Raw genomic sequence first — 26,727 nt, forward strand, 5'->3', positions numbered from 1 at the left:
AGAATAATGGCTATCGAAATCAATGTACCGGACATCGGGGCTGATGAAGTTGAAATCACCGAGATCCTGGTCAAAGTAGGCGACAAAGTTGAAGCTGAACAGTCGCTGATCACCGTAGAAGGCGACAAAGCCTCTATGGAAGTCCCGTCTCCACAGGCTGGCATCGTTAAAGAGATCAAAGTATCTGTTGGCGATAAAACCGAGACTGGCAAACTGATCATGATTTTCGATTCCGCCGACGGTGCAGCAGCAGCTGCACCTGCGCAGGAAGAGAAGAAAGAAGCCGCTCCGGCCGCCGCTGCTCCAGCAGCTGCCGCGAGCGCGAAAGAAGTCAACGTGCCTGACATCGGCGGTGACGAAGTTGAAGTCACTGAGATCCTGGTGAAAGTAGGCGATACCGTTGCGGCCGAGCAGTCTCTGATCACCGTAGAAGGCGACAAAGCCTCTATGGAAGTCCCGGCGCCGTTCGCGGGTACCGTTAAAGAGATCAAGATCAACACCGGCGACAAAGTGTCTACCGGCTCCCTGATCATGGTCTTCGAAGTGGCAGGCGCAGCGCCTGCTGCTGCCCCGGCTCAGGCTGCTGCTCCGGCACCGGCTGCTGCTCCAGCTGCGGCTGGCGGTGCGAAAGACGTTAACGTACCGGACATCGGCGGTGACGAAGTTGAAGTGACCGAAGTGATGGTGAAAGTGGGCGACAAAGTTGCTGCTGAACAGTCACTGATCACCGTTGAAGGCGACAAAGCTTCTATGGAAGTGCCTGCGCCGTTCGCGGGTACCGTTAAAGAGATCAAAATCAGCACCGGCGACAAAGTGTCTACCGGCTCCCTGATTATGGTCTTCGAAGTGGAAGGCGCTGCGCCTGCTGCGGCTCCGGCTGCCGCTGCCGCTCCGGCACCTGCTGCTGCACCGGCTCAGGCTGCTAAACCTGCGGCACCAGCTGCGAAAGCGGAAGGCAAATCTGAGTTCGCTGAAAACGACGCTTACGTTCACGCCACCCCGCTGATTCGTCGCCTGGCGCGCGAATTTGGTGTAAACCTGGCGAAAGTGAAAGGCACCGGCCGTAAAGGCCGTATCCTGCGCGAAGACGTTCAGGCTTACGTGAAAGACGCGGTGAAACGCGCCGAAGCTGCACCTGCTGCAGCCACCGGTGGCGGTATCCCGGGCATGCTGCCATGGCCGAAAGTGGACTTCAGCAAGTTCGGCGAAATCGAAGAAGTGGAACTGGGCCGTATCCAGAAGATCTCTGGTGCGAACCTGAGCCGTAACTGGGTGATGATCCCGCATGTTACTCACTTCGATAAAACTGATATCACCGATCTGGAAGCGTTCCGTAAACAGCAGAACGCCGAAGCTGAGAAGCGTAAACTGGACGTGAAATTCACCCCAGTGGTCTTCATCATGAAAGCTGTTGCTGCGGCGCTTGAGCAGATGCCACGCTTCAACAGCTCCCTGTCCGAAGACGGCCAGAAGCTGACGCTGAAGAAATACATCAACATCGGTGTTGCGGTTGATACGCCAAATGGTCTGGTTGTTCCGGTCTTCAAAGACGTGAATAAGAAGAGCATCACTGAGCTGTCCCGTGAACTGACCGTGATCTCCAAGAAAGCGCGTGATGGTAAGCTGACTGCCGGCGAAATGCAGGGCGGCTGCTTCACTATCTCCAGCATCGGCGGCCTGGGCACCACCCACTTCGCGCCGATCGTGAACGCGCCGGAAGTGGCGATCCTCGGTGTCTCCAAGTCTGCGATGGAGCCGGTGTGGAATGGTAAAGAGTTTATGCCGCGTCTGATGATGCCGATTTCTCTCTCCTTCGACCACCGCGTGATCGACGGTGCTGATGGTGCGCGCTTCATTACCATCATCAACAACACCCTGAGCGACATTCGCCGCCTGGTGATGTAATCGAAGAGCCGGCCTGACGGCCGGCTTTTTTCTGGTAATCTCATGCAGTTCGTGAGTTTATTGGCGAAAGCAAAAATTCGTGAGCCGTTTGTTGTTTCAAAATTGTTAACAATTTTGTAAAATGCGAGCGGATAGAACGACCCGGTGGACGACGGGTATAAATTAAGAGGTCATGATGAGCACAGAAATCAAAACTCAGGTCGTAGTACTTGGGGCAGGCCCGGCAGGTTATTCCGCAGCATTCCGTGCCGCGGATTTAGGTCTGGAAACCGTCATCGTAGAACGTTACAACACCCTCGGTGGTGTTTGTCTGAACGTCGGCTGTATCCCTTCTAAAGCGCTGCTGCACGTAGCCAAAGTTATCGAAGAAGCCAAAGCGCTGGCTGAACACGGTATCGTCTTCGGCGAGCCGAAAACCGATATCGACAAGATTCGTACCTGGAAAGAGAAAGTTATCACTCAGCTGACCGGCGGTCTGGCCGGTATGGCCAAAGGCCGTAAAGTGAAAGTGGTAAACGGTCTGGGTAAATTTACCGGGGCAAACACCCTGGAAGTGGAAGGCGAAAACGGCAAAACCGTGATCAACTTCGACAACGCGATCATCGCGGCGGGCTCCCGTCCGATCGAACTGCCATTCATTCCACATGAAGATCCACGCGTGTGGGACTCCACCGATGCGCTGGAGCTGAAAACCGTTCCTGAACGCCTGCTGGTTATGGGTGGCGGTATCATCGGTCTGGAAATGGGCACCGTATACCATGCGTTGGGTTCACAGATTGACGTGGTTGAAATGTTTGACCAGGTTATCCCGGCTGCTGACAAAGACATCGTTAAAGTCTTCACCAAACGCATCAGCAAGAAGTTCAACCTGATGCTGGAAACCAAAGTGACTGCCGTTGAAGCGAAAGAAGACGGTATTTACGTTTCCATGGAAGGCAAAAAAGCTCCATCCGAGCCACAGCGTTACGACGCCGTGCTGGTGGCTATCGGCCGTGTGCCGAACGGTAAAAACCTGGAAGCAGGCGCAGCGGGCGTGGAAGTTGACGACCGTGGCTTCATCCGCGTTGACAAGCAGCTGCGCACCAACGTGCCGCACATCTTTGCTATCGGCGATATCGTCGGTCAGCCAATGCTGGCGCACAAAGGTGTTCACGAAGGCCACGTTGCCGCAGAAGTTATTGCCGGCATGAAGCACTACTTCGATCCGAAAGTGATCCCATCTATCGCTTACACCGAGCCAGAAGTTGCCTGGGTGGGTCTGACCGAGAAAGAAGCGAAAGAGAAAGGCATCAGCTACGAAACCGCCACCTTCCCGTGGGCTGCTTCTGGCCGTGCTATCGCTTCCGACTGCGCAGACGGTATGACCAAACTGATCTTCGACAAAGAGACTCACCGTGTGATCGGTGGTGCGATTGTCGGCACCAACGGCGGCGAGCTGCTGGGTGAGATCGGTCTGGCGATCGAAATGGGCTGTGACGCTGAAGACATCGCGCTGACCATCCACGCTCACCCGACTCTGCACGAGTCTGTTGGCCTGGCGGCAGAAGTGTTCGAAGGCAGCATCACCGACCTGCCAAACGCGAAAGCGAAGAAGAAGTAATTTTCTTCCGGCATGAAAAAAGCGGCTCCCGAGCCGCTTTTTTTTATCCTGCAAAACCTACTGCGCCACCAGTTGCGAGCCATCGCCCGGGTTAAAGGTCGGCATCGCTTTCGCTTCCTCCGCTGACTTCTCGCCGAGATTGGCCTGCCACACCCGATCGTCGCCGTTAATCATAAAGCTCATCACTCCGGTCTCGCCGTAGCTCACCGGCCAGGCGATCATCGCAAAGCCTGATTTGCTGTCTGGCAGGATGCGGAAATGGTAACCGTGATACCCCTGACCCGGCTCTTTCGGGCTGAAAGCCGGGCCGAGCGGGCTGGGCGTTTCACCGGGTTTCACCGGCCAGTAGAGCCCGTCTTTTTTACCCTCGCTGCTGACAATTTTCTGCGCATACTGGGTGGTGAGGGCGTAATAGCTCTCCTGCGCATCCACGTAAGCGTGCAGCGCCTCGATGGCGGCCAGCTCGTTGCGGCCCACTTCGCGGTTGAGGATCTCCTCTTTGGCTTCCTGCATATCGAACTGCCAGCCCTCGGCGCGTTTCACCACCGGGATTGGCAGCTGCCAGTGGTACTCGCCCACGGTGAGCCAGGCCATGTCGCCGTCGATCACCGTGTGATGGTTCACCTGCCAGTCGCGCTTAAAGCGATCCACCGCTTCCGGGTCAACGCCATCGGACGGTAAAAAGGTGCGCCAGTCCTCGCCGAGCAGGTTGCCGAGCTCTTTGTCGTTCTGCTCGTTAATCGCCTTCGCCAGCGCATCGGTTGCCTGTTCGGGTGTGCTGAAATGCTGTTGGGCAAAGACGCCGGTTGATACCATGAACAGCATCATTGCGCTAAGTAATTTACTTTTCATTGTCGTCTCCCTTAACGATGACGTAATTCACGGTGTTCACCGCCGCCCCGGCGTTCAGACATCTGGGCTCTGCCGCCGCTGCGCTGTTCCAGATTGCGGGCCGACTGCTGACGGCTCTGTATCCCACGCTGCTGCTGCGCCTGCCAGTTGGCCGAGCGGCTGTCGTTGCCGCTGAGGGCGTTGGCCCGCTGGTGCGTCTGCGTTGCCCGCTGCCGTGTCTGCTCGCTACGCTGTTGCGGCTGCGTCTTGCGGGCGGTCTCCTGACGTGCCGCCGTACGCTGGGTATTGCTTTCCCGTTTTGCGGTATGCGGGCGATCGCTGTCGTATCCCCGGTAGTTATCGCGCCGGGAGATTTGATTCAGCTGCTGGTTTGCCGCCTGACGCTGCCCGTCACGGGTGGCCGGACGCGCCGTCTGGGACAGATTTTTGCCCGTTAAACGCTCCATCTGGGTCATTGCCGCCTGGCGCTGGGCGTCGCGATTAACCGTACTTTGCGGCGTTGTGGCCCTGACGCTGGTATTGGCGGTCCGGCGCACGGCGGTGTTGTTCTGCGGATAGCGGTTATTCAGCTGGCTGGTGGCGTAGGGCACGCCGCCGCGATAGGCCGGGTTGTGCTGCCAGCCGCGGTTGGCATCCAGTCGCTCGCCACTGATTTTATTGAAGTTATCCACGTTGATGTTGATGTTGTTATCGCCATTACGCGAATAGCCACCGTGGTGATCGCCCCCATGATGGTCGTGATCCCAGTCATCATCGTCATCCCAGTCGATATTGCTGAAGATGGCGTAGGTCGTGGCGACCCCGAGGCTGAAGCCCAGCCCTTTGACCAGGCTGTCGGTGAACTGCTCCCCCGGAGGCGGCGGTAGATAGACCGGTGGGTAGCTGGTGTTCGGCCAGGTGCCGTAAACCGTGCTGGGGTTGTAGGTCGGGACGTACACTACCTGCGGATCGGCGGATTCAATCTTGATGACCGTCGGGGCAGGGGATGATGTCGACGTTGAGGTTGAGGTCGAAGCAGAGGCTTTTGGTGGTTCGGTTTTCGCCACCGTCGTCACCGTCTGCTGCGGTGTGGACTGCAGCGCGCCGGTCTGCTGCGCCAGCAGGCGTAAGCGCTGAACGGAGTCCATCACATCCTTCGGCTGGGCGAGAAACGCGTCGCCGAGATTCTGCACCCAGGGCGGATTTTCCCCCATCAGCGACATCAGCTGCGGGAAGGCGACCAGCGATTTCACGCTCGGATCCCAGGGCTGCCCCGCGACGGCCTGCACCGCCGCATCCCCCTGCATGCGGGGATTATCCCGCGACCACTGGGCCGCCTGGATCACGTTCGCCGGATAGGTGGCGGCCATCAACACTTGCGACAGCAGCGCGTCCGGGTAGAGGGCAACCGGGGCAACCCACTGATCGATTTGCGCTGCGGTGTAGGCCACCGGCACCTGAGGTACAGCCGCCGGGGCGGTTTGCGCTGTCGGAGCGGGCTGTACGGGTGGCGGTGGCTGAGTGAGGGTATCCGGTGCGCGGCTATTAACGTAGACGACGCCTGAGGCGGCTAACAGCCCGGCGCTACACAGGAGAGCAAGCAGATGTGGCTTAAGGGGCAACTTCATAATAAGACTCCGACGAGAGCGAGGCCGTGAGGCGGTTACGTTGCCGCGAGTATAGGCACCCGGGTATTACTTTTTTGACTTAAACTGGGAACCGTTCCGCATGGACGGGAAAAGAGTGTGAGCATTTATTACACAGATTATATCCGATGACGCAGAATCCGTTGGGGTTTCAAAATACACTCGCAAGCTGCTTTTTTGCGGAGAAAATTCTTCCCGCCACGCCGCTATACCATGCTTAACGATTCAGCAAACAATTTAATGTTGCTTTTTTGTAAACGGATTAACACTGTGTGAAAATCCTGCTATGCTGCCCGACGCGGTATCGGGCATTTACCCTACAAACTGCTGTCTCACAGGAGCGTGAAGAGAACGCCGGCCGCATATGACAATGAGAGCGAGGAGAACCGTCGTGCTAGAAGAATACCGTAAGCACGTAGCAGAACGTGCCGCCGAGGGGATTGTACCGAAACCCTTAGATGCTACCCAGATGGCTGGGCTCGTCGAGCTGCTGAAGAATCCGCCACAAGGCGAAGAAGAATTCCTGTTAGATCTGTTGATCAACCGTGTACCGCCAGGCGTCGATGAAGCCGCCTACGTCAAAGCCGGTTTCCTTGCTGCGATTGCCAAAGGCGACGCAACCTCCCCACTGGTTACCCCTGAAAAAGCGATTGAACTGCTCGGCACCATGCAGGGTGGTTATAACATTCATCCGCTGATTGATGCGCTGGACAGCGATACGCTGGCGCCGATTGCCGCCAAAGCCCTGTCCCATACGCTGCTGATGTTCGATAACTTCTATGACGTCGAAGAGAAAGCGAAAGCGGGCAATACCTACGCGAAGCAGGTCATGCAGTCCTGGGCTGACGCTGAATGGTTCCTGAGCCGCCCTGCGCTGGCGGAAAAAATGACCGTCACCGTCTTCAAGGTGACCGGCGAAACCAACACCGATGACCTCTCTCCGGCGCCGGATGCCTGGTCACGCCCGGATATCCCACTGCACGCCCTGGCGATGCTGAAAAACGCCCGTGAAGGCATTGAGCCGGATCAGCCGGGTGCCGTAGGCCCGATCAAGCAGATCGAAGCGCTGCAGCAGAAAGGTTTCCCGCTGGCCTACGTCGGTGACGTCGTCGGTACCGGTTCTTCCCGTAAATCCGCGACCAACTCCGTGCTGTGGTTTATGGGCGATGACATCCCTCACGTGCCGAACAAGCGCGGCGGCGGTCTGTGCCTCGGCGGCAAAATTGCCCCTATCTTCTTCAACACCATGGAAGATGCTGGCGCACTGCCAATCGAAGTTGACGTGAATAACCTGAACATGGGCGACGTGATTGACGTGTACCCGTTCAAAGGCGAAGTGCGCAACCACGAAACTAACGAACTGCTGGCAAGCTTTGAGCTGAAAACCGACGTGCTGATCGACGAAGTGCGTGCCGGTGGCCGTATCCCGCTGATCATCGGTCGCGGCCTGACCACCAAGGCGCGTGAAGCGCTGGGTCTGCCGCACAGCGACGTATTCCGTCAGGCGAAAGACGTTGCGGAAAGCAACCGTGGTTACTCTCTGGCGCAAAAAATGGTGGGTCGCGCATGCGGCGTAGCCGGTATCCGTCCGGGTGCTTACTGCGAGCCGAAGATGACCTCCGTGGGCTCTCAGGACACCACCGGTCCAATGACCCGTGACGAACTGAAAGACCTGGCGTGCCTGGGCTTCTCCTCTGACCTGGTGATGCAGTCCTTCTGCCACACCGCGGCCTATCCGAAGCCGGTTGACGTTACCACGCACCACACGCTGCCGGACTTCATTATGAACCGCGGCGGTGTCTCTCTGCGTCCGGGCGACGGCGTGATCCACTCCTGGCTGAACCGCATGCTGCTGCCGGATACCGTCGGTACCGGTGGTGACTCCCACACCCGTTTCCCGATTGGGATCTCCTTCCCGGCGGGCTCTGGTCTGGTGGCCTTTGCCGCTGCAACCGGCGTGATGCCGCTGGACATGCCGGAATCCGTTCTGGTGCGTTTCAAAGGTAAAATGCAGCCGGGCATCACCCTGCGTGACCTGGTCCATGCGATCCCGCTGTACGCCATCAAACAGGGCCTGCTGACCGTTGAGAAGAAAGGTAAGAAAAACATCTTCTCTGGCCGCATCCTCGAGATCGAAGGTCTGCCGGATCTCAAAGTTGAGCAGGCGTTCGAGCTGACCGATGCCTCCGCTGAGCGTTCCGCTGCGGGCTGTACCATCAAGCTGAACCAGGCGCCAATCGAAGAGTACCTGACCTCCAACATCGTGCTGCTGAAGTGGATGATCGCTGAAGGCTACGGCGACCGTCGTACCCTGGAGCGTCGTATTCAGGGCATGGAAAAATGGCTGGCGGATCCACAGCTGCTGGAAGCCGATGCTGACGCAGAATACGCGGCGGTTATCGACATCGATCTGGCCGACATCAAAGAGCCAATCCTGTGTGCACCGAACGATCCAGACGACGCGCGTCTGCTCTCTGACGTCCAGGGCGACAAGATCGACGAAGTGTTCATCGGTTCCTGTATGACCAACATCGGTCACTTCCGTGCTGCCGGTAAACTGCTGGATACCCACAAAGGCCAGCTGCCGACCCGTCTGTGGGTGGCACCGCCAACCCGTATGGACGCGGCGCAGCTGACCGAAGAGGGCTACTACAGCGTGTTCGGTAAGAGCGGGGCGCGTATCGAAATCCCTGGCTGTTCCCTGTGTATGGGCAACCAGGCGCGCGTGGCTGACGGTGCGACTGTGGTTTCCACCTCAACCCGTAACTTCCCGAACCGTTTAGGTACCGGTGCAAACGTCTACCTGGCCTCTGCGGAGCTGGCGGCAGTTGCGGCGCTGATTGGCAAGCTGCCAACGCCGGAAGAGTACCAGACCTTTGTGGCGCAGGTTGATAAGACTGCGGTAGATACCTATCGCTATCTGAACTTCGATCAGCTCTCTCAATACACCGAGAAGGCTGACGGGGTGATCTTCCAGACAGCAGTATAATCACCGCACCCGTCTGAATGCCCGGTGGCGCTACGCTTACCGGGCCTACAAGACCCATCGCAACCGCGGTGGGTTTTTTATTTTCATTCCTTCCACGCGTTCCGCTTTTTTTCTTCCCCTGTGCTGCGATAATTACTTCAAGGGCTTTGCAGAGGAAAATACTATGGATTACGAATTTCTGCGTGATATCACCGGGGTGGTGAAAGTGCGTATGTCGATGGGCCACGAGGTGGTCGGTCACTGGTTCAATGAGGAAGTGAAAGAGAACCTGAGCCTGCTCGATGAAGTGGAACAGGCTGCGCGCGCGATTAAAGGCAGTGAACGATCCTGGCAACGCACCGGGCATGAATACACGCTGTGGATGGATGGCGAAGAGGTGATGGTGCGCGCCAACCAGCTGGAGTTTTCCGGTGACGAGATGGAAGAGGGGATGAACTACTACGATGAAGAGAGCCTGTCGCTGTGCGGCGTGGAGGACTTTCTTCAGGTGGTGGCGGCCTACCGCGATTTCATGAAACAGAAGTAATATCCGGAGCCTCCCTGCTCCGGACGCATCTTATACGGTCGTAATGTTGCGGCCGTAGTAAATTTCGCGCATCTCTTTCCACAGCAGGTCGGTAATGACCTTGCGCTCGTCTTCGCTTAAATCTTCCGGCTTTGTGTGGAACATATAGTGCTTAAGGTCGAACTCCTTCAGCAGCATTTTGGTATGGAAGATATTTTCCTGATAGACGTTCACATCCACCATGTCATACAGCGATTTCATATCCTCAGACATGAAGTTCTGAATCGAGTTAATTTCATGATCGATAAAGTGCTTCATGCCGTTGATATCACGGGTAAAGCCGCGCACGCGGTAATCAATGGTTACGATGTCGGACTCAAGTTGATGAATTAAGTAATTCAGCGCGTTGAGGGGCGAAATCACACCGCAGGTCGACACTTCAATATCGGCACGGAAAGTACATAGCCCACCTTCCGGGTGACTCTCCGGGTAAGTGTGCACGCAGATATGGCTCTTATCGAGATGGGCCACCACCGCTTCCGGCAGTGGGCCAGGGTGCTCGGTGTTATCGATAAGCGTGGGGTCAACCGGCTCTTCGCTGACCAGAATAGTGACGCTGGCACCCTGGGGCTCATAATCCTGACGGGCGATGTTCAGGATATTGGCGCCGATAATAGAGCAGGTTTCTGACAGGATCTCGGTCAGTCGGTTGGCGTTATAGAGTTCATCGATATAGGCGATATAACCATCGCGCTCTTCCGCCGTTTTCACATAGCAGATATCGTAAATACAAAAACTCAGGCTTTTGGTCAGGTTGTTAAAGCCATGCAGTTTCAGCTTTTTCAATTCATTCACCCCCTCAGAGCGTCTTGCAAATATTGCGGCAAAGCAAAGGCTGCGGTATGGACGGCCGGGTTGTAATAACGGCAGGTCAGATTGGCGTGCTGGAAGCGCGCCTGAATAATGCCGGTAGAGAGATGACGCAGGGCTTCATTATCCGTCGCCCAGGCAAAGGTCATCACGCCGCCGTAGTAGGTCGGGATCGCCGCCTGATAGAAGCTCACGTCGGTAAAGTAATGGCTCAGCTTACGGTGGCTGTCGAGGGCCTCATCCTGCTGCAGGAAGCAGACGCCGTTCTGGGCGACAAAGACGCCGCCGGGGTTCAGGCAGCGTTTGCAGCTCTCATAGAACGCAGAGGTAAACAGGCTCTCGCCCGGCCCAATCGGATCGGTGCAGTCGGAGATGATCACATCGAAGGTCTGCGTCGTCTGGTTAACAAAATTAACGCCGTCGTCGATCACCAACTGGAAGCGCGGATCGTCGTAGCTTCCGGCATTGTGATTGGGCAGATACTGGCGGCAGAAGGAGACCACCCCGGCGTCGATCTCTACCATGGTGATGCTTTCAATCGTTTTGTGGCGGGACACTTCACGCAGCATAGCGCCGTCGCCGCCGCCGATGATCAGCACATGTTTCGCATTGCCGTGGGCCAGCAATGGTACATGGGTCATCATCTCGTGATAAATGAATTCATCACGCTCGGTGGTTTGCACCACACCATCGAGCGCCATCACCCGGCCAAAGGCCGCGTTTACGAAAATGATCAGATCCTGATGATCGGTTTTCTCATGATAGAGCACGTTATCAATGGCAAAGTACTGTCCAAACTGGTCATGCAGCGTTTCGTGCCACAATGTCTTTTCGGCCATGGGATGATACCTCCTTTGTTAACACCCGGTTAAAACGGGCGAAACATCATAGCTAACAATGACCGTGGTTGCACGGTCATCAATTCAGCAAAAGGGCATCGGGAGGGGAGTTACTTAACGTAGGCGAGCAGGCTCAGCGAGTCGCGAGCCAGGGCTTTACATTTTTTTGCCGTGGGAATGCCGATGCCGCTGAGATCGCGGTAGCTGTCTTCACCGAGGGTTTTCATATCGAAACTGTCGTAGTTGCTCAGATCCCACTGGTTCTGCTGAGCAAAGAAGACCAGCGCGCGACGAATCTGACCGTTAGGTAAATTCTGGTAGCCACAGTCGTTTTTCAGAAATACAAACACCGCCGTTAAATCCGCCATGTCTTCGGCTTCATTTTCACTCAGCGCATAGCTGTTTGCGCAACTTATCATCAGGGTGCTGAACAGGATTGTTCGGAAAAACGTCTTCATTGCTTCTACCAATACGTCACGGAAATTCAACGTTAGCACACTTCCCGCCGGTGCGACGATCTTTATTATTTCCGCTTTTCTTGACCTTCCGGCAAGGGGAGGGTTTATGCTCATGGCATCGCCTGCTGCGAATAAGGAGATGAACATGCAACGCCGTGATTTTTTAAAATATTCTGCCGCACTGGGTGTCGCCAGTGCGTTACCGCTGTGGAGCCGAGCTGCTTTTGCCGCTGAGCATCCCGTTCTGCCAATCCCCAATTTACTCACCCCCGATGCGCGTAATCAGGTGAAGCTGGTGGTGCAGGCGGGCAAAACGACCTTCGGACCGCACAACGCCACCACCTGGGGCTACAACGGCAATCTGCTGGGCCCGGCCATTCAGCTACGCAAGGGAAAAGCGTTAACCGTTAATATTCACAACACCCTTAATGAAGAGACCACCGTCCACTGGCATGGTCTGGAAGTGCCGGGCGAGGTGGACGGGGGCCCGCACGGCATCATCAAACCCGGCGGCCAGAGAACGGTGACCTTTACCCCGGAGCAGCGGGCGGCGACCTGCTGGTTCCATCCTCATCAGCACGGAAAAACCGGGCATCAGGTGGCGATGGGGCTCGCCGGGCTGGTGCTGATTGAGGATGACGAAAGCCGCCTGCTGCGCCTGCCAAAGCAGTGGGGCATCGACGATGTGCCGGTGATCGTCCAGGACAAAAAGTTTGCCGCTGACGGGCAGATTGACTATCAGCTGGATGTGATGAGCGCCGCGGTGGGCTGGTTTGGCGATACGCTGCTGACCAACGGCGCGATCTACCCGCAGCACAATGCCCCGAAAGGCTGGCTACGCCTGCGCCTGCTCAACGGCTGTAATGCGCGCTCGCTTAACTTTGCCGCCAGCGATAAACGCCCGCTGTACGTAGTCGCCAGCGACGGAGGGCTACTGGCTGAGCCGGTGAAAGTGACCGAGCTGCCGATGCTGATGGGCGAGCGTTTTGAGGTGCTGGTGGATATCAGCGACGGTAAGGCGTTTGACCTGATGACCCTGCCGGTCAGCCAGATGGGAATGGCGGTGGCGCCGTTCGATAAGCCGCAGCCGGTGCTGCGCATTCAGCCGCTGCTGGTGACGGCTTCCGGCGAGTTGCCGGATACGTTGACCAGCATGCCGGCTCTGCCGTCGCTGGAGGGGCTGACTGAGCGAAAACTGCAGCTGTCGATGGATCCGATGCTCGACATGATGGGCATGCAGGCCTTAATGAAGAAGTACGGCCATCAGGCCATGGCGGGGATGGATCACGGCCAGATGGATCATGGCAACATGGGCGGGATGGATCACAGCATGCATGGGTTCGACTTCCGTAACGGCAACCGAATTAACGGCAAAGCCTTCGATATGCACACGCCGCAGTTCGCGGCCGCGAAAGGGCGGTATGAGCGTTGGACGATCTCCGGGGAAGGGGACATGATGCTGCATCCGTTCCATATTCACGGCACCCAGTTCCGCATCCTGACGGAAAACGGTAAAGCGCCTGCGATGCATCGCGCGGGCTGGAAGGATACGGTGCGCGTTGAGGGCGGGGTGAGCGAGGTATTAGTGAAGTTCGATCATGACGCGCCGAAAGAGTATGCCTATATGGCGCACTGCCATCTGTTAGAGCATGAAGATACGGGGATGATGCTCGGATTTACGGTGTAAAAAAGCCGGGTGGCGGCTACGCCTTACCCGGCCTACAGTTCTAAAAACGGCAACTTTCGTTGCCGTTTTGCTTTTACTTCTCGTCAGGCAACGCGTAGGCAACAATATAGTCGCCCATCTTCGTCCCAAATGAACCGTGACCACCTGCGGAGATCACCACAAACTGCTTACCATTGGCCTCATAGGTCATTGGCGTGGCTTGTCCACCGGCTGGCAGGCGACCCTGCCACAGTTTCTCACCGTTGCTCATGTTGTACGCGCGCAGGTAGTTATCGGCAGTTGCACCAATAAACAGCACGTTACCGGCGGTGGAGATTGGGCCACCCAGCATTGGCATACCCATATTGAACGGCACCGGGATCGGCATCGGGAACGGCATGCTGTCCTGTGGCGTACCAATACGTTTTTTCCATACGACCTGATTGGTTTTCAGATCCAGCGCGGAGATATAACCCCAGGCAGGCTGTTTACACGGCAGGCCAAACGGAGAGAGGAACGGGTTCAGCGTCACGCCGTACGGCACGCCGTACTGCGGCTGAATACCGGATTCGGTACCGGTACCCTGCGCGTCTTTCGGCTGCTCCATTGGGTTGCCCGGACCGCGTGGGATCAGCTTCGAGACAAACGGCAGCGCCATCGGGTTGGCAATCGCCACCTGACGGTTCGGATCCACGGAGATACCGCCCCATTCGAACATCCCCAGGTTACCCGGGAAGACCAGCGTGCCCTGCTCGGACGGTGGTGTGAAGATGCCTTCATAGCGCATCTGGTGGAACATCACGCGACACACCAGCTGGTCAAACATCGTGGCGCCCCACATGTCTGCCCCACTGAGGTCTTTCTTCGGACGGAAGCTCAGATCCGAGAACGGCTGGGTTTTGGTAACGTAGTCGCCTTTCGCTGCGCCCTGCGGAACCGGTTTTTCCGGCGCCGGCACGACCAATTGGCCGTTACGACGATCCAGCACGAAGATATTGCCGGTTTTCGCCGGGGCGTAGATCACCGGTACGGTCTGGCCGTTAACGTTGATGTCCGCCAGCGTCGGCTGGGACGGCATATCCATATCCCACAGATCGTGATGAACGGTCTGATAGCTCCACGCCAGTTTACCGGTGGTTGCGTTCAGCGCCAGGACAGAGCTGGCATAACGTTCCTGTTCCGGCGTACGGTTACCACCCCAGATATCCGGTGTGGTCACGCCCATCGGCAGGTAGACCAGGTCCAGCTTCGCGTCATAGGCCGCTGGTGCCCAGGAGTTCGGCGAGTTGAAGGTAAAGGTGTGTTCATCCGACGGGATGGCGTTTGGATCTTTCGCACCCGGATCAAAGGCCCACAGCAGTTTACCGGTGTTGACGTCAAAACCGCGGATAACGCCGGAGGTTTCGCGCACGGAGAAGTTATCCGTTACCGAACCGGCAATCACGATGGTTCTGTCAGTGATGATTGGCGGCGAGGTTGGCTCATACAGACCCGGAGTCTGATCCGGCATGTTGGTCTGCAGATTCAGCACGCCTTTGTTGGCAAAGGTTTCGCACAGCTTGCCGGTTTCGGCGTTAATGGCAAACAGACGACCGTCGTTGACCGGCAGCATAATGCGGCGCGGACAGTCGGCGATCACTTCCGGACTGGCGTTATCAGCGCGTGCTTCGTGGTAAGAGACACCACGGCAGGTCACGTGCTGGAACGAGTTATTGGTCTTCAGCTGCGGATCGAAGTGCCACTTCTCTTTACCGGTGGCGGCATCCAGCGCGAACAGACGCTGGTGAGCGGTACAGAGGTAAAGCATATTGCCCACTTTAATCGGCGTCACTTCGTTGGTCAGTTCGCCCGGATCGTTGGGTTGCTTCAGGTCGCCGGTACGGAATACCCAGGCCTCTTTCAGCTTATGCACGTTATCGGCATTGATCTGCTTCAGCGGGGAGTAGCGTTGGCCTTCCTGATTACGACCATAGGCAGGCCAGTCGGCATCTGCCACTTCGGAAATCGGTGCGGCAGGGGTGGCGTCGGCATTCAGCGTGCCTTTCACCTCCTGCGGATCGTTAAATCCAGCCCAGGTCAGGATCCCGCCGCTGATCAGCAGCGCCACGACCAGCGCGGTAACGGCACCGCCGGAGCGTACGAACAGGCGACGCCAGACGAAGGGCAGGATCAGCCAGATACCGAAGAAGACCAGGATATCGCTGCGCGGGGTCAGAGCCCAGAAGTCAAAGCCGACCTCCCAGACGCCCCAGATCATCGTGGCAAGCAGTAAGGCGGCATAAAGCCACAGTGCTGATTGTTTACTGCGCCATAACATCAGGGCGACACCTAACATGACTACGCCAGCAATGGGGTAGTACCAGGAACCACCAATGGCTACCAGCCAGACTCCACCTATTAACAGGTAGAGCCCGCACAGGGCTGCGAACAGCGCTGTTAGCTTCACGAGTAACCGTGAATGTTGAACTTTTGTTTCCGCCATAAAAAGTACTCTTTAAGTTTGTTAATTTTTTGATAGCAATTAAGTATAGGACTTAACAAGTGTGATCGGAATCACAAATCTGGCTTTTATGAACAGATGCGCCAGGAGGATCTATTTGCTGGTATACTTCAGGGCTTATGTAGCGATGCCGGACGTGAAGCCATCGGCATTGAGAAATTCGTTATAAAAACATACGGTTAGTAAAATGAAACATACTGTTGAAGTGATGATCCCGGAAGCGGAGATCAAAGCGCGTATCGCCGAACTCGGTCGTCAGATCACCGAACACTATAAAGACAGCGGCAGCGAGATGGTGCTGGTGGGTCTGTTACGCGGTTCCTTCATGTTTATGGCCGATCTCTGCCGCGAAGTGCAGGTCTCCCATGAAGTCGATTTTATGACCGCCTCCAGTTATGGCAGCGGTATGTCGACCACTCGTGATGTGAAAATTCTCAAAGACCTGGATGAAGACATTCGCGGCAAAGATGTTCTGATTGTTGAAGACATCATCGACTCCGGTAACACCCTGTCGAAGGTGCGCGAAATTCTCAGCCTGCGTGGACCAAAATCGCTGGCGATCTGTACCCTGCTGGACAAACCGACCCGCCGTGAAGTTCAGGTTCCCGTGGAGTATGTCGGTTTCTCAATTCCGGACGAATTCGTGGTGGGCTACGGCATTGACTATGCTCAGCGCTATCGTCATCTGCCGTATGTCGGCAAAGTGGTGCTGCTGGACGAGTAAAGTAAGGTGGGTATTGCCCGGTGGCGCTACGCTTACCGGGCCTATGGACCGCACTTTTGTAGGCCGGGTAAGGCGACGCCGCCACCCGGCTTTTTTACAGGCTTATTTGTGATTTTCGTGCTTCTGGGTCAGGTTTGAGACGCCCCGACGGTAGCGCTGCTCCAGGGTTTCCCGGTTGGTGGCGGTCACTTCCAGATCGCGCAGCAGGCCGTCGTGAATGCCATACGCCCAGCCGTGGATCGTCACTTTCTGTCCGCGTTTCCAGGCCGACTGCATAATGGTGGAGTGACCGAGGTTGTACACCTGCTCCATCACGTTCAGTTCACAGAGGGTATCCAGGCGACGCTCCTGCGGCATTTGCCCCAGCAGTGAGCTATGTTTGAACCAGATATCACGAATGTGCAGCAGCCAGTTGTCGATCAGACCCAGTTCCGTGTTCTCGACCGCCGCCTGAACGCCGCCGCAGCCGTAGTGACCGCAAATAATGATGTGTTCGACTTCCAGCACGTCGACCGCATACTGCACTACGGACAGGCAGTTCAGGTCGGTGTGGATCACCAGGTTCGCGACGTTACGGTGAACAAAGAGTTCGCCCGGTTCGAGGCCAGTCAGACGTTCAGCGGGAACGCGGCTGTCGGAGCATCCAATCCAGAGAAAGCGTGGTTTCTGCGCCTGAGACAGTTTCTCAAAAAATCCGGAATCTTCCTCCAGCAGCATCTTTGACCATAGTGCGTTATTGCTGATGAGTGTATCTATGTCATTCATGGAGATAAACGGCCTGTAACCGGGTTAATGCGTTGCGCTAATATAGGGCAACTCGATTTTTTTTAAAACAACACTTCGCGTGTCAGCACTATAGGTAACTCTATTTCATGACCATTGCACTGGAGCTCGAGCAGCTTAAAAAAACCTATCCGGGTGGTGTCCAGGCACTGCGCGGCATAGATCTTAAAGTCGAAGCCGGTGATTTTTATGCGCTTCTGGGGCCCAACGGGGCAGGTAAGTCCACCACCATCGGGATTATCAGCTCGCTGGTGAATAAATCCTCCGGCCATGTAAAAGTCTTCGGCTACGACCTGGAAAAGGACGTGGTGAACGCCAAACGCCAGCTGGGGCTGGTGCCGCAGGAGTTTAACTTCAACCCGTTTGAGACCGTGCAGCAGATTGTGGTCAACCAGGCGGGCTACTACGGCGTGGAGCGTAAAGAGGCGGTTGAGCGCAGCGAAAAATATCTTAAGCAGCTCGATCTGTGGGAAAAACGCAACGAACGTGCGCGGATGTTGTCAGGCGGTATGAAGCGTCGCCTGATGATTGCCCGGGCGTTAATGCACGAGCCAAAACTGCTGATTCTGGATGAACCGACCGCCGGGGTGGATATCGAACTTCGCCGCTCGATGTGGGGCTTTTTGAAGGATTTAAACGACAAAGGCACCACCATTATCCTGACCACTCACTATCTGGAAGAGGCGGAGATGCTGTGCCGTAATATCGGTATCATTCAGCACGGCGAGCTGGTGGAGAACACTTCGATGAAGAGCCTGCTCTCCAAGCTGAAATCCGAAACCTTCATCCTCGATCTGGCGGCGAAAAGCGCGCTGCCGAAGCTGGAAGGTTATCAGTACCGTCTGGTGGATACCTCAACGCTGGAAGTGGAAGTCCTGCGCGAGCAGGGGATCAACAGCGTCTTCAGCCAGCTGAGCCAGCAGGGGATTCAGGTATTAAGTATGCGTAATAAAGCAAACCGACTGGAAGAGCTGTTCGTCTCCCTGGTCCATGAGAAACAAGGAGATCGCGCATGATGCAGCTTTACTGGGTGGCGCTGAAAAGTATCTGGGCCAAAGAGATCAACCGCTTCATGCGCATCTGGATCCAGACCCTGGTGCCGCCGGTGATCACCATGACCCTCTACTTTATTATCTTCGGCAACCTGATTGGCTCGCGGATCGGTGAGATGCACGGCTTCACCTATATGCAGTTTATCGTGCCTGGCCTGATTATGATGGCGGTGATCACCAACGCCTATGCCAACGTGGCGTCGTCGTTCTTCAGCGCCAAGTTCCAGCGCAACATTGAAGAGCTGCTGGTGGCCCCGGTGCCCACCCACGTTATCATTGCCGGCTACGTCGGCGGTGGCGTGGCGCGCGGCCTGTGCGTCGGCGTGCTGGTAACGGCCATTTCTCTGTTCTTTGTGCCGTTCCAGGTGCACTCCTGGCTGTTTGTCGGCCTGACGCTGCTGCTGACGGCGGTCCTGTTCTCGCTGGCCGGTCTGCTGAATGCGGTATTCGCCAAAACCTTTGACGATATCAGCCTGATCCCGACCTTCGTTCTGACGCCGCTGACCTACCTCGGCGGGGTGTTCTACTCCCTGACGCTGCTGCCGCCGTTCTGGCAGGGGCTGTCACACCTGAACCCGATCGTCTATATGATCAGCGGCTTCCGCTTTGGCTTCCTCGGCATTTCCGACGTGCCGCTGGCAACCACCGTCGGCGTGCTGGTGATCTTCATCGTTGCCTTCTACCTGCTGTGCTGGAACCTCATCCAGCGCGGACGCGGACTGCGCAGCTGATCCTCAGGCCCGGCGGCGTCCTGCTGCCGGGCCGGTTTATTGACCACCATCACCCCCTCATTCCCCTATCCCCGCTAGACTACCCCTTTCTGAGGAGAGGTGACGATGCTGGGTTGGGTGATCACGTGCCATGATGAACATGCGCAGGAGATGGCGGAGAAGCTCGCCGTCCGGTTTGGGCCGCTGGTGCAGTGCCAGGTGGTTAATTTCTGGCGCGGATTAAGCGTCAATATGCTCAGCCGCATGCTGTGCGATGCCCAGCATCATGTCGACAGCGGAGACGGGGTAATCTTTCTGACCGACATCTCCAGCGCGGCGCCCTATCGTGCGGCGGCACTGCTTAGCCACAAGCACGACAACTGCGAGGTGATCTCCGGCATCAGCTATCCATTGCTGGAGATGATGTATCCTCTGCGGGAGATGACCGACAGCATCGGCTTTCGCGACACCATCGTTGCCCGTGGCGCGCCGCAGGTCAGCAGCCTGTGGCATCAGCAGCAGAAAAACCCGCCCTTTGTCCTGCTCCATAGCCCGGAGAAATATTAAGCATTGGTATTGCTGGCGCTTTTGTTACAATGGCGTCCGTTTTTCGTACTGAATAAATCCCTATGCTCTCGCGTATTTTTTTCCTGCTTCTGCTGCTGGTCTCCGGCGGCGTGTCTGCCAGTCTGCTCAGCCAGCAAGGGCTCCCGCCTCGCTATATGCAAACCACCGAAGATGCCGCCATCTGGGCGCAGATGGGTAACAAAGTCGTGACCGTCGGCAACGTGCGCGCCGGGCAGATTATTGCAGTGGTGCCCACCGCGGCGGATTACTATGAGTTTCGCTTTGGCTTTGGCACCGGCTTTATCGACAAAGAGCATCTGGGCGAGGTGCAGGGAAAGCAGCGCGTGGAGGACAGCCTCGGCGATCTGAACAAGCCGCTCAGCAACCAGAACCTGATCACCTGGAAGGATACGCCGGTCTACAATGCCCCCAATGCCGGCAGCGCCCCGTTCGGCACCCTGACAGACAATCTGCGCTACCCGATCCTCAGCAAGCTAAAGGATCGACTTAATCAGACCTGGTACCAGATCCGCATCGCCAACCGCCTGGCCTGGGTCAGTAGCCTGGACGCGCAGGAGGATAATGGCCTGCCGGTGCTGACCTATCACCATATCCTGCGCGACGAAGAGAACACCCGCTATCGCCATACCTCCACCACCACCAGCGTGCGCGCCTTCAATAACCAGATGGCCTGGCTACGCGATCAGGGTTATACCACGCTGACGATGTACCAGCTGGAAGGCTATGTACGCAACAAGATGAATCTGCCGGCGCGCGCGGTGGTCATCACCTTTGACGACGGCCTGAAGTCGGTCAGCCGCTACGCCTGGCCGATCCTGAAGCAGTACGGTTTTCACGCTACGGCGTTCATTATCTCCTCGCGGATCAAAGCCCACCCGCTGAAATGGGATCCGAAGACGCTGCAGTTTATGAGCATTTCCGAGCTGCGTGAGATCCAGGATGTCTTTGACGTGCAGTCGCACACCCATTTTCTGCATCGGGTGGATAACAACCGCCATCCAATCCTGCTGAGCCGCAGCTACCACAACGTGTTGATGGATTTTAAACACTCCCGCCGGGCGCTGGCGCAGTTTAATCCGCACGTGTTGTATCTCTCTTATCCGTTCGGCGGCTATAACGACATCGCAGTAAAAGCGGCCAACGACGCCGGTTTTCACCTGGCAGTGACCACGGTGCAGGGCAAAGTAAAGCCGGGGGATAATCCGTTTCTGTTAAAACGTCTCTATATCCTGCGCACCGATTCGCTGGAGAGGATGTCGCGGCTGATCAGCAACCAGCCGCGGGGTTAGGGCTACTCATAATCGAGTGTAAAGGTGGCGGCGGCGTTAAAGTCGCCCGCTTTGAGCGTCTGACCATCCTTTTTCAGCTGCGCCGAAAAGTTGAGGTTCTCCTGGGCTGACCAGTCATTGCTGCGATCGTAGACAGCGCTGTTTGAACCGTCCGGCATCATGCTGAGGTTTTTATCGGTATTGGTCACCTTTACCCCCATCCCGCTGGCGCTGCCGCTGCTTTTTCCCAGCAGTTCATTGTCGGCAGAGAGATACGCGGTAGTCATCTTCACCGACAGCTTCGCGGTATAGCAGTTCTCGAGCGTCAGTGAGAACGGGATTTCTCGCGTCATCTCCTGCTTCACGTCGCTTAAAAAATAGTCCCCGAGTGCCACGTTGTTATCGCTGACGTTGCTGCCCTGCGCCACGCCTAATGCACAACTACTGGCAGGAACGGTGAAATTCAGGGTGCTGGATGAGGCCACAAAGGTGATGACCGGCTGGGTGGTTCCCCCAATCTGAAAACGTGCCAGCGTGCCGTTCAGGGAAAATCCGTTCGGTACGCCCTTTTGCGGCCGGAAATCAGGCGTTACCCACATCGTCATCTTCAGCCGCCACTGGGCATCGGCGCTTTCCCACGGGTACCCGCTGCTGATGGAGGGGAAAACATCTTCCGAACCGTTGCCGCCTTTCAGAAACAGCGACAGGTCGGGATGATCGCCGCTGTTGCCACAGCCGTCGGCGGTATAGCAGGTCAGCTCAAGGGTAAAATCGATCCCCGGAATGGTCGTCTTGATCAGGGCATAGCCTTCAGGCGTGGTGTAGCGGGTGTCCAGGCTGGCGCCGGCGTCGGTAATGAAATGCACCGCGTTGTCCCAGGGCTCAAGCGTTTTACACCCCAGCGGATTACCCCCCCTGAAAGGGATAACAAAGGTGTAGGTGGCGTTCAGGCGGGTTGGTGTAGTGACTCTGCCCGGCTCCAGCACCATAAGCGGTGAGTTGCCCACTGCGTAAGCCCCCGCCGCGTCTTCATTGATGTAGCAACTCATGTCAGCCAGCGCCGGACGGGTCAACAGCAGGACGAACAACCCGGCGAGTAAAATAAGCAAGGCTCTCACACCGATCTCTCTTTTTATTACGGCAGGGCGCAGGGCAGATTTGCCCTGCGCATAAATTTACTGGTATTCCACCAGGAAGGTGATCAGCGATGAGGCATCGCCGGGCGTCACATCGTCGATGGTTTTGTCATCGGCAATCACGATACGGGCGTTCATCGCCAGACTGGCGCCGCCGTCGGCAATCACCACCTTTTGTAACTGTCGGGTTTTACAGCTCAGACGGATGCCGTTATCCACGTCGCCCTTCCAGAGCTCAAATGCCGTGGCATGGGTTGCGCCAAAGTTATCGCTGGTGGAGGTCGAGCAGTCGCCGCCAGCACCTGCCATCGCCGTGACCTGCGCGGTACGCACTCCCGAACACTCGCTCAGAACGACGTTGAAGGCTTCAGTACGGCTCTTGTTAATCAGATCGGATTTAAATACGTCGTTAAATTTAATCTCCGTTGCCTCTGCACCTGCGGCATCCGTCACGTTTGCCGTACAGGTTCCCGGTACAACGGTGGAGACAAAGGTGGCGCTCAGCGAGCTGGTGCCGGTGATGGCCGCGTTGGAAAACGCGGAAAATAACCCACCAGCGAGGGCCAACGCGAGAATTGCAGTGTTGTGTTTCATCCTTGTTTCCTTACTCTGCAGGGTTATTCATAGGTAAAATTAAAGGTCGCCAGCGTCGAGAACTGTCCGGTCATGGCGCCGTCAGTTTTGGTTTCGATCAGTGTAGCCAGCAGGTCAACTTCCTTGCTGTTGATTTCACTGCTTGTCCAGACCAGGCGTTTACTGTCATCGGTAGCGTTAATTTCAAACGGCGCTTCAGGGGCGTCGGCGCGGGAAATGGCGAGAGCAACGTTACCCGCTCCGCCTTCAGGCACCGTAACGCTGTTGGCCAGCGCGGTTTTGACATCCGACGCCGTGCCGCTGACCACGGTTTTCAGCGCGGTCAGGCTGGACGGGCATTCTGTGATCACCAGCCTGAAGGGAAATTTCACCGCCCCGTTGGCAATATCGTCGACCCGGGCTTTGCCGTCGGTACCCAGCGTGATGGTATTGCTGGTGCCATCTCCGGTACCGCCATCAATTTTGATATCGCAGGTGGTTTCGCGAATATTCGCGCTAAAAGTGACATCCAGGTTATCCGCCGCCTGAGCGTAGCTGCTGCAGATAAGGAGCAGGGCGGCAGAGCACATCGCCTGCCGGGGGAGTTTGTTTAAAAAGATAGTCATGATGTTTGTTCCATCTATAGGTGACATATCTGGTTGTTCAAAATCGTGGTCAGTCCCACCTTCTGAGCGCCAGAATCCATTCGATAACGCACGGTACAGGTGCTTTCTTTGCCTGCGCCCCATACCACGCGCAGCGTTCCACTCTTTTCGATACCTCTGACATAGGCCTGGCCAGCCTGTCCGACTGTGCCAATTTCTTCTCCTTTTTGATTAAAAACCTCAGCCCCGAGGGGAATAAACCCCTGGTCATCACGCTGTAACTCCAGCACCGCCGAACGTCCCTGATTGGTGGCAAAATCAACCATCACGACGGCGCCGCTGCGCGGAATTGCCACCGTGCTGTTGTTTTTCACTTCAACGTCAGCCGTCAGCGTGCTGGTGTCGAGAGTGATGCGGTTCTCTTTGTACGCCGAGAGATACGGCAGCACGGCATAGCCAGACGTTCCAATCTCAGCGTTGCCGTTGGTCAACCTCGCGCCCGTCGCGCCACTGGCTTTCACCAGCGCCAGCGCGTCGGCCTCTCCCGGGCTGCCCGGCGTTAAGGTCAGGCCCCCGGCGTGGAGCAGCATGCCGCCGCTGTAGGTGGCGGAGTACTGCTGGCTGCGATCGCTGCTGGTTGATGCGGAGATGCCAAGCGGGCCCCAGGCGCTGTTGTAGCTGCCGTAGGTACTGATCTGGCTCAGGTTGCTGTCCGGGCTCTGGTTAGCAGTGGTGGTGACGCTATAGCTCAGACGGTTGTCAGCAGAGCTGCCGTTGGCGGTCATATTGAGACCATTGCTGCCTTTGAAGTCGGAATTCATCCCGATATTCAGGCTGGAAAAGCCCCCCGGGCGATGATGACTACCCGGCAGCGAATCAAACGGCAGGCTGACGCTCAGGTAGAGGCTGTCGTCCTGCCTGCCGGTGTCGTCATAGGTGCGCTGCAGCGAAACGGTGTAACTGCCGTAGCGAAACGTATTGCTGTAGCCCATCGAATAGCTGGAGGTCGTGCCGCTGGCGTTCCAGTAGCTTTGCCAGCTGCCGTTGACGTACAGCGAACCGAGATCGGTGGTCCGGGTTTTCAGGGGTTGGTTAATGTTGACCTGGAGCTGGTTCTTCATGCGTTGCAGGGCGTGGATGTCTTCGCGCTCGTCCCGATAGGTCATTCGTTCATGCAGTTCGGCGGCATCGTACAGGCTCAGATATTTTTCACTGGCATACCGGCTGGCGGAGAGGTTAAGGGAGGTCTGGGTTTCACTTACCGTTTTGTTATACGACAGACGATACCGTTCCCCCTCCATGGCGGGCAGGTCAGCGATCTGCGCCCGGGACCGGGTGATATCCAGAGCATACGCCCCCATGCGGGTATTCATTGCCAGCCCGGCGAGGAGGGCATAAAAGCCTACATCCAGATACTGCGCCCCGGTGTAATCGGTGAAAGTATTGTTGAGCCCGTAATAGATATCGCCATAGGCCAGCTGCGGCTTGTCATGCAGGGTATCGTCTTTCAACTGCCCTGCGCCGGTATCCCAGCGGGCAAATCCCGGGCGCAACATCTGCGCCACCGACGAATAGGGCACCGAAAAGGCGTGCTGGCTGCCGTCCGCCTCGGTGATGGTGACGTTCAGATCGTTACCGTACCCGGTGGTGTTGAGATCGTTAATCTCGAAGGCACCGGGCGGTACCGTGGTCTGGTAGATGGTATTCCCGCTTTGCGTTACCGTGACTTTGGCGTTGCTGTTGGCTACGCCGCGGATCGTCGGGGCATAGCTGGATAAGCCGTTGGGCAGCATCCGGTCATCGTTGTAGAGACGCACCCCTCGCAGGGAGACGGAATCAAAAGCATCGCCCCGGGTGTAGGAGTCCCCCACCAGCATCTGGGCTTTCAGGGGGATGATATCCCGCTGCAGGTAGATATCCTGCTGGGCATAGCGCGAGCCGGTTTCCCTGTCCCAGTTGGCATTGCCGCGGGAACGGAACCGCCATGCGCCGAGGTTAAAGCCGTAGCGGAGCCCCGCGTAGGCCGTATCCTGCGTTGACTGTGGATTCTGGCTGTGCCAGGCGTTGAGATCGTATGCCAGCAGGCCGACGGGAATACCTGCATCCCAGCGCGAAGCGTCAACGTAGCCCGGCGGGCGCCTGACCAGGTCGACCTGCGCAATCGTAAGATCAAGGGACTGGGTCGCCGTATCGAACGCCACCGAGGAGCCGGGATACGCTTTCGCCATATCCACACACCTGCCATCGTCTGTCAGCTGCGCGGTCTGTAGATCCAGCTGTTTCAGCAGCGGCAAGGTCAGGCAGGGGCTGGCCTGCGGGGTGCCGTTATCGTTAAACACCACGGCGGTGGTCATTTTCGCCACGCCGTTGACGCGGATTGCGGTGCGATACTCTCCGGGCATCACCGGGTTGCCCCGGGAATAGCGGCTTACGTCGATTTTGCTGCCGGTATTAAACAGAAACTGCTCGTTAAATTCGACATCATCCCGGGCCTGCGCGCTGACGGAGATCGCCGCACAAATCGATAAGCAGATAAAGGAGAAACGCCTGTTCATATCAAGGATGTCCGTATCCTGAGGTGCGGATAAGCAGGAATTAATTCACGGCTGACTGATGTTCTTCCGTGCCGCCGAAATCATTAATCGCCACCCATTTCACCGTGCCGGAAGTGGCCGTCGTCGCGCCGCCGATCTTCATCTCTTCGCGGGAGAAGGGTTTGATGGAGTGGCTCTCCACCGCCAGGTTTTTGCCTGCTGCGGCGAAGCTGGCGCTGGCCAGCGAGATATTCCACGGCGTGTTATTGCTGGCGACCAGATACGAGCCCTTCGCTTCGCGCTTCATCTGCCAGCTCAGCTGCTTGAGGGCGTCAGCAGGGGAGCCCGCCAGCCCGTCGGGGCGGAAGAAGAGCTTGATGCGCGTGCGGAAGGCCAGCTGTAAGCGGCTCCGATCGCCGTCATTTTTCGCTTTCGGCGGGACTTCGAGAACGTTAAACCACAGCAGGGATTCCCGGTCTTTTGGCATGGTCTGGCCGAGCCAGGTAATGCGGATGGCCTGCCCCTGCTGTGGATCCACGCGACTGACCGGTGGGGTAATAATAAACGGCAACTTAATTTGCTGGGGATCGACCGTATCGCGGCCATCATCAAGCCAGGACTGCACCAGCAGCGGCTTATCGCCCCGGTTTTGCAGATTGACGGTGACGTCTTTCGCCGCCTGCGGGTAAATAATCCGGGTGCCGGAAATCACAATATCCGCGCTGGCCTGCCAGGAGGTGCAGGCGGCGATAGCTAACGTCAGGGCGCATACGCTTTTGCTGAACGGGGAAATAAACAGTGGCATGAGGGCTCCCGGCGGTAATCAACGGCATTGCATTAAGAGAGGTGTGTGAATGGGGAAAATAGTAAGGCAGCCGCGAGGGAGAAAAGAGGAATAACGCGAGTAAAAAAAGAGGGAAAAAAAGTGGAATTGCCTGATGTTCA

At 56.8% G+C, this 26,727-nt stretch carries 22 protein-coding genes; 10 read left to right on the plus strand and 12 right to left on the minus strand.

From position 1 onward, the window contains the following. Window positions 1-6 precede the first annotated feature (6 nt). The gene (gene aceF, locus GNG27_RS03945) at window positions 7-1,905 is read left to right on the plus strand and encodes a pyruvate dehydrogenase complex dihydrolipoyllysine-residue acetyltransferase (protein ID WP_156262920.1); all 1,899 of its coding nucleotides are present in this window, start codon (window positions 7-9) and stop codon (window positions 1,903-1,905) included. Window positions 1,906-2,080: 175 nt separating this feature from the next. Next, the gene (gene lpdA, locus GNG27_RS03950) at window positions 2,081-3,505 is read left to right on the plus strand and encodes a dihydrolipoyl dehydrogenase (protein WP_156262921.1); all 1,425 of its coding nucleotides are present in this window, start codon (window positions 2,081-2,083) and stop codon (window positions 3,503-3,505) included. 57 nt (window positions 3,506-3,562) lie between these two features. On the opposite strand, the gene GNG27_RS03955 is transcribed toward lpdA, so the two are convergent. Together GNG27_RS03955 and GNG27_RS03960 are read right to left on the minus strand one after the other, a co-directional pair. Continuing rightward, complete coding sequence (locus GNG27_RS03955; RefSeq protein ID WP_156262922.1) at window positions 3,563-4,357, minus strand: DUF2950 family protein; 795 nt, start codon at window positions 4,355-4,357, stop codon at window positions 3,563-3,565. Between the two features lie 11 nt (window positions 4,358-4,368). Next, window positions 4,369-5,964, minus strand: a complete 1,596-nt coding sequence (locus GNG27_RS03960; protein WP_156262923.1) for a DUF3300 domain-containing protein — start codon at window positions 5,962-5,964, stop codon at window positions 4,369-4,371. Between the two features lie 409 nt (window positions 5,965-6,373). Between GNG27_RS03960 and acnB the strand changes: the two genes are divergently transcribed. Both acnB and yacL read left to right on the plus strand, forming a co-directional pair. Continuing rightward, entirely contained in the window at window positions 6,374-8,971 is a 2,598-nt protein-coding gene (gene acnB / locus GNG27_RS03965; RefSeq protein ID WP_142488260.1) for a bifunctional aconitate hydratase 2/2-methylisocitrate dehydratase, read from the plus strand. A 163-nt stretch (window positions 8,972-9,134) separates the two neighbouring features. Next, entirely contained in the window at window positions 9,135-9,497 is a 363-nt protein-coding gene (gene yacL / locus GNG27_RS03970; protein ID WP_142488261.1) for a protein YacL, read from the plus strand. Window positions 9,498-9,527: 30 nt separating this feature from the next. Here yacL and speD read toward each other — a convergent pair whose 3' ends face one another. The 3 genes from speD to GNG27_RS03985 all read right to left on the minus strand — a co-directional run bounded on the left by speD (window position 9,528) and on the right by GNG27_RS03985 (window position 11,643). Continuing rightward, window positions 9,528-10,322, minus strand: coding sequence for an adenosylmethionine decarboxylase (speD, locus tag GNG27_RS03975; protein ID WP_142488262.1), 795 nt, complete (start codon window positions 10,320-10,322; stop codon window positions 9,528-9,530). 5 nt (window positions 10,323-10,327) lie between these two features. Next, a complete protein-coding gene (gene speE, locus GNG27_RS03980; RefSeq protein ID WP_156262924.1) occupies window positions 10,328-11,185 on the minus strand; it encodes a polyamine aminopropyltransferase in 858 nt (285 codons plus the stop codon). 110 nt (window positions 11,186-11,295) lie between these two features. After that, window positions 11,296-11,643, minus strand: a complete 348-nt coding sequence (locus GNG27_RS03985) for a YacC family pilotin-like protein (protein ID WP_103178301.1) — start codon at window positions 11,641-11,643, stop codon at window positions 11,296-11,298. A gap of 145 nt (window positions 11,644-11,788) precedes the next feature. Between GNG27_RS03985 and cueO the strand changes: the two genes are divergently transcribed. Continuing rightward, window positions 11,789-13,330 (plus strand): multicopper oxidase CueO, encoded by a 1,542-nt coding sequence (cueO, locus tag GNG27_RS03990; RefSeq protein WP_142488264.1) that lies wholly within the window; start codon window positions 11,789-11,791, stop codon window positions 13,328-13,330. 73 nt (window positions 13,331-13,403) lie between these two features. On the opposite strand, the gene GNG27_RS03995 is transcribed toward cueO, so the two are convergent. After that, window positions 13,404-15,791, minus strand: coding sequence for a glucose/quinate/shikimate family membrane-bound PQQ-dependent dehydrogenase (locus GNG27_RS03995; protein WP_156262925.1), 2,388 nt, complete (start codon window positions 15,789-15,791; stop codon window positions 13,404-13,406). Between the two features lie 205 nt (window positions 15,792-15,996). Here GNG27_RS03995 and hpt point away from each other — a divergent pair, with 205 nt between their 5' ends. After that, entirely contained in the window at window positions 15,997-16,533 is a 537-nt protein-coding gene (hpt, locus tag GNG27_RS04000) for a hypoxanthine phosphoribosyltransferase (protein WP_142488266.1), read from the plus strand. Window positions 16,534-16,635: 102 nt separating this feature from the next. On the opposite strand, the gene can is transcribed toward hpt, so the two are convergent. Beyond that, window positions 16,636-17,298, minus strand: a complete 663-nt coding sequence (gene can, locus GNG27_RS04005; RefSeq protein ID WP_142488267.1) for a carbonate dehydratase — start codon at window positions 17,296-17,298, stop codon at window positions 16,636-16,638. A gap of 107 nt (window positions 17,299-17,405) precedes the next feature. On the opposite strand from can, the gene GNG27_RS04010 reads away from it, so the two are divergent. From GNG27_RS04010 to GNG27_RS04025, 4 genes are all read left to right on the plus strand, one after another. Next, window positions 17,406-18,332 (plus strand): ABC transporter ATP-binding protein, encoded by a 927-nt coding sequence (locus tag GNG27_RS04010; protein ID WP_106994272.1) that lies wholly within the window; start codon window positions 17,406-17,408, stop codon window positions 18,330-18,332. Then, window positions 18,329-19,099 (plus strand): ABC transporter permease, encoded by a 771-nt coding sequence (locus GNG27_RS04015; RefSeq protein ID WP_032616576.1) that lies wholly within the window; start codon window positions 18,329-18,331, stop codon window positions 19,097-19,099. The genes GNG27_RS04010 and GNG27_RS04015 overlap by 4 nt, the downstream gene beginning before the upstream one ends. A 105-nt stretch (window positions 19,100-19,204) precedes the next feature. Then, the gene (locus tag GNG27_RS04020) at window positions 19,205-19,645 is read left to right on the plus strand and encodes a PTS sugar transporter subunit IIA (RefSeq protein WP_142488268.1); all 441 of its coding nucleotides are present in this window, start codon (window positions 19,205-19,207) and stop codon (window positions 19,643-19,645) included. 62 nt (window positions 19,646-19,707) lie between these two features. Continuing rightward, entirely contained in the window at window positions 19,708-20,955 is a 1,248-nt protein-coding gene (locus GNG27_RS04025; RefSeq protein ID WP_197090558.1) for a polysaccharide deacetylase family protein, read from the plus strand. A 2-nt stretch (window positions 20,956-20,957) separates the two neighbouring features. Here the strand turns inward: GNG27_RS04025 and GNG27_RS04030 are convergent, their stop codons facing one another. Genes GNG27_RS04030 through GNG27_RS04050 form a run of 5 tightly spaced genes read right to left on the minus strand, consistent with a single transcriptional unit; the run spans window position 20,958 to window position 26,587 of the window. Next, complete coding sequence (locus tag GNG27_RS04030) at window positions 20,958-22,052, minus strand: fimbrial protein (protein ID WP_156262927.1); 1,095 nt, start codon at window positions 22,050-22,052, stop codon at window positions 20,958-20,960. 57 nt (window positions 22,053-22,109) lie between these two features. Beyond that, window positions 22,110-22,664 carry a fimbrial protein gene (locus GNG27_RS04035; protein WP_156262928.1) on the minus strand — a complete coding sequence of 185 codons (555 nt, stop codon included), beginning with the start codon at window positions 22,662-22,664 and terminating at the stop codon, window positions 22,110-22,112. Window positions 22,665-22,687: 23 nt separating this feature from the next. After that, window positions 22,688-23,269, minus strand: a complete 582-nt coding sequence (locus GNG27_RS04040; protein WP_231600422.1) for a fimbrial protein — start codon at window positions 23,267-23,269, stop codon at window positions 22,688-22,690. Between the two features lie 14 nt (window positions 23,270-23,283). Beyond that, complete coding sequence (locus GNG27_RS04045; protein ID WP_156262929.1) at window positions 23,284-25,803, minus strand: outer membrane usher protein; 2,520 nt, start codon at window positions 25,801-25,803, stop codon at window positions 23,284-23,286. A 40-nt stretch (window positions 25,804-25,843) separates the two neighbouring features. Further along, the gene (locus GNG27_RS04050; RefSeq protein ID WP_231600423.1) at window positions 25,844-26,587 is read right to left on the minus strand and encodes a fimbrial chaperone; all 744 of its coding nucleotides are present in this window, start codon (window positions 26,585-26,587) and stop codon (window positions 25,844-25,846) included. Between the last annotated feature and the right edge of the window lie 140 nt (window positions 26,588-26,727).

It is taken from the genome of Leclercia sp. 119287 (assembly GCF_009734485.1).
Lineage (GTDB): Bacteria > Pseudomonadota > Gammaproteobacteria > Enterobacterales > Enterobacteriaceae > Enterobacter > Enterobacter adecarboxylatus_C.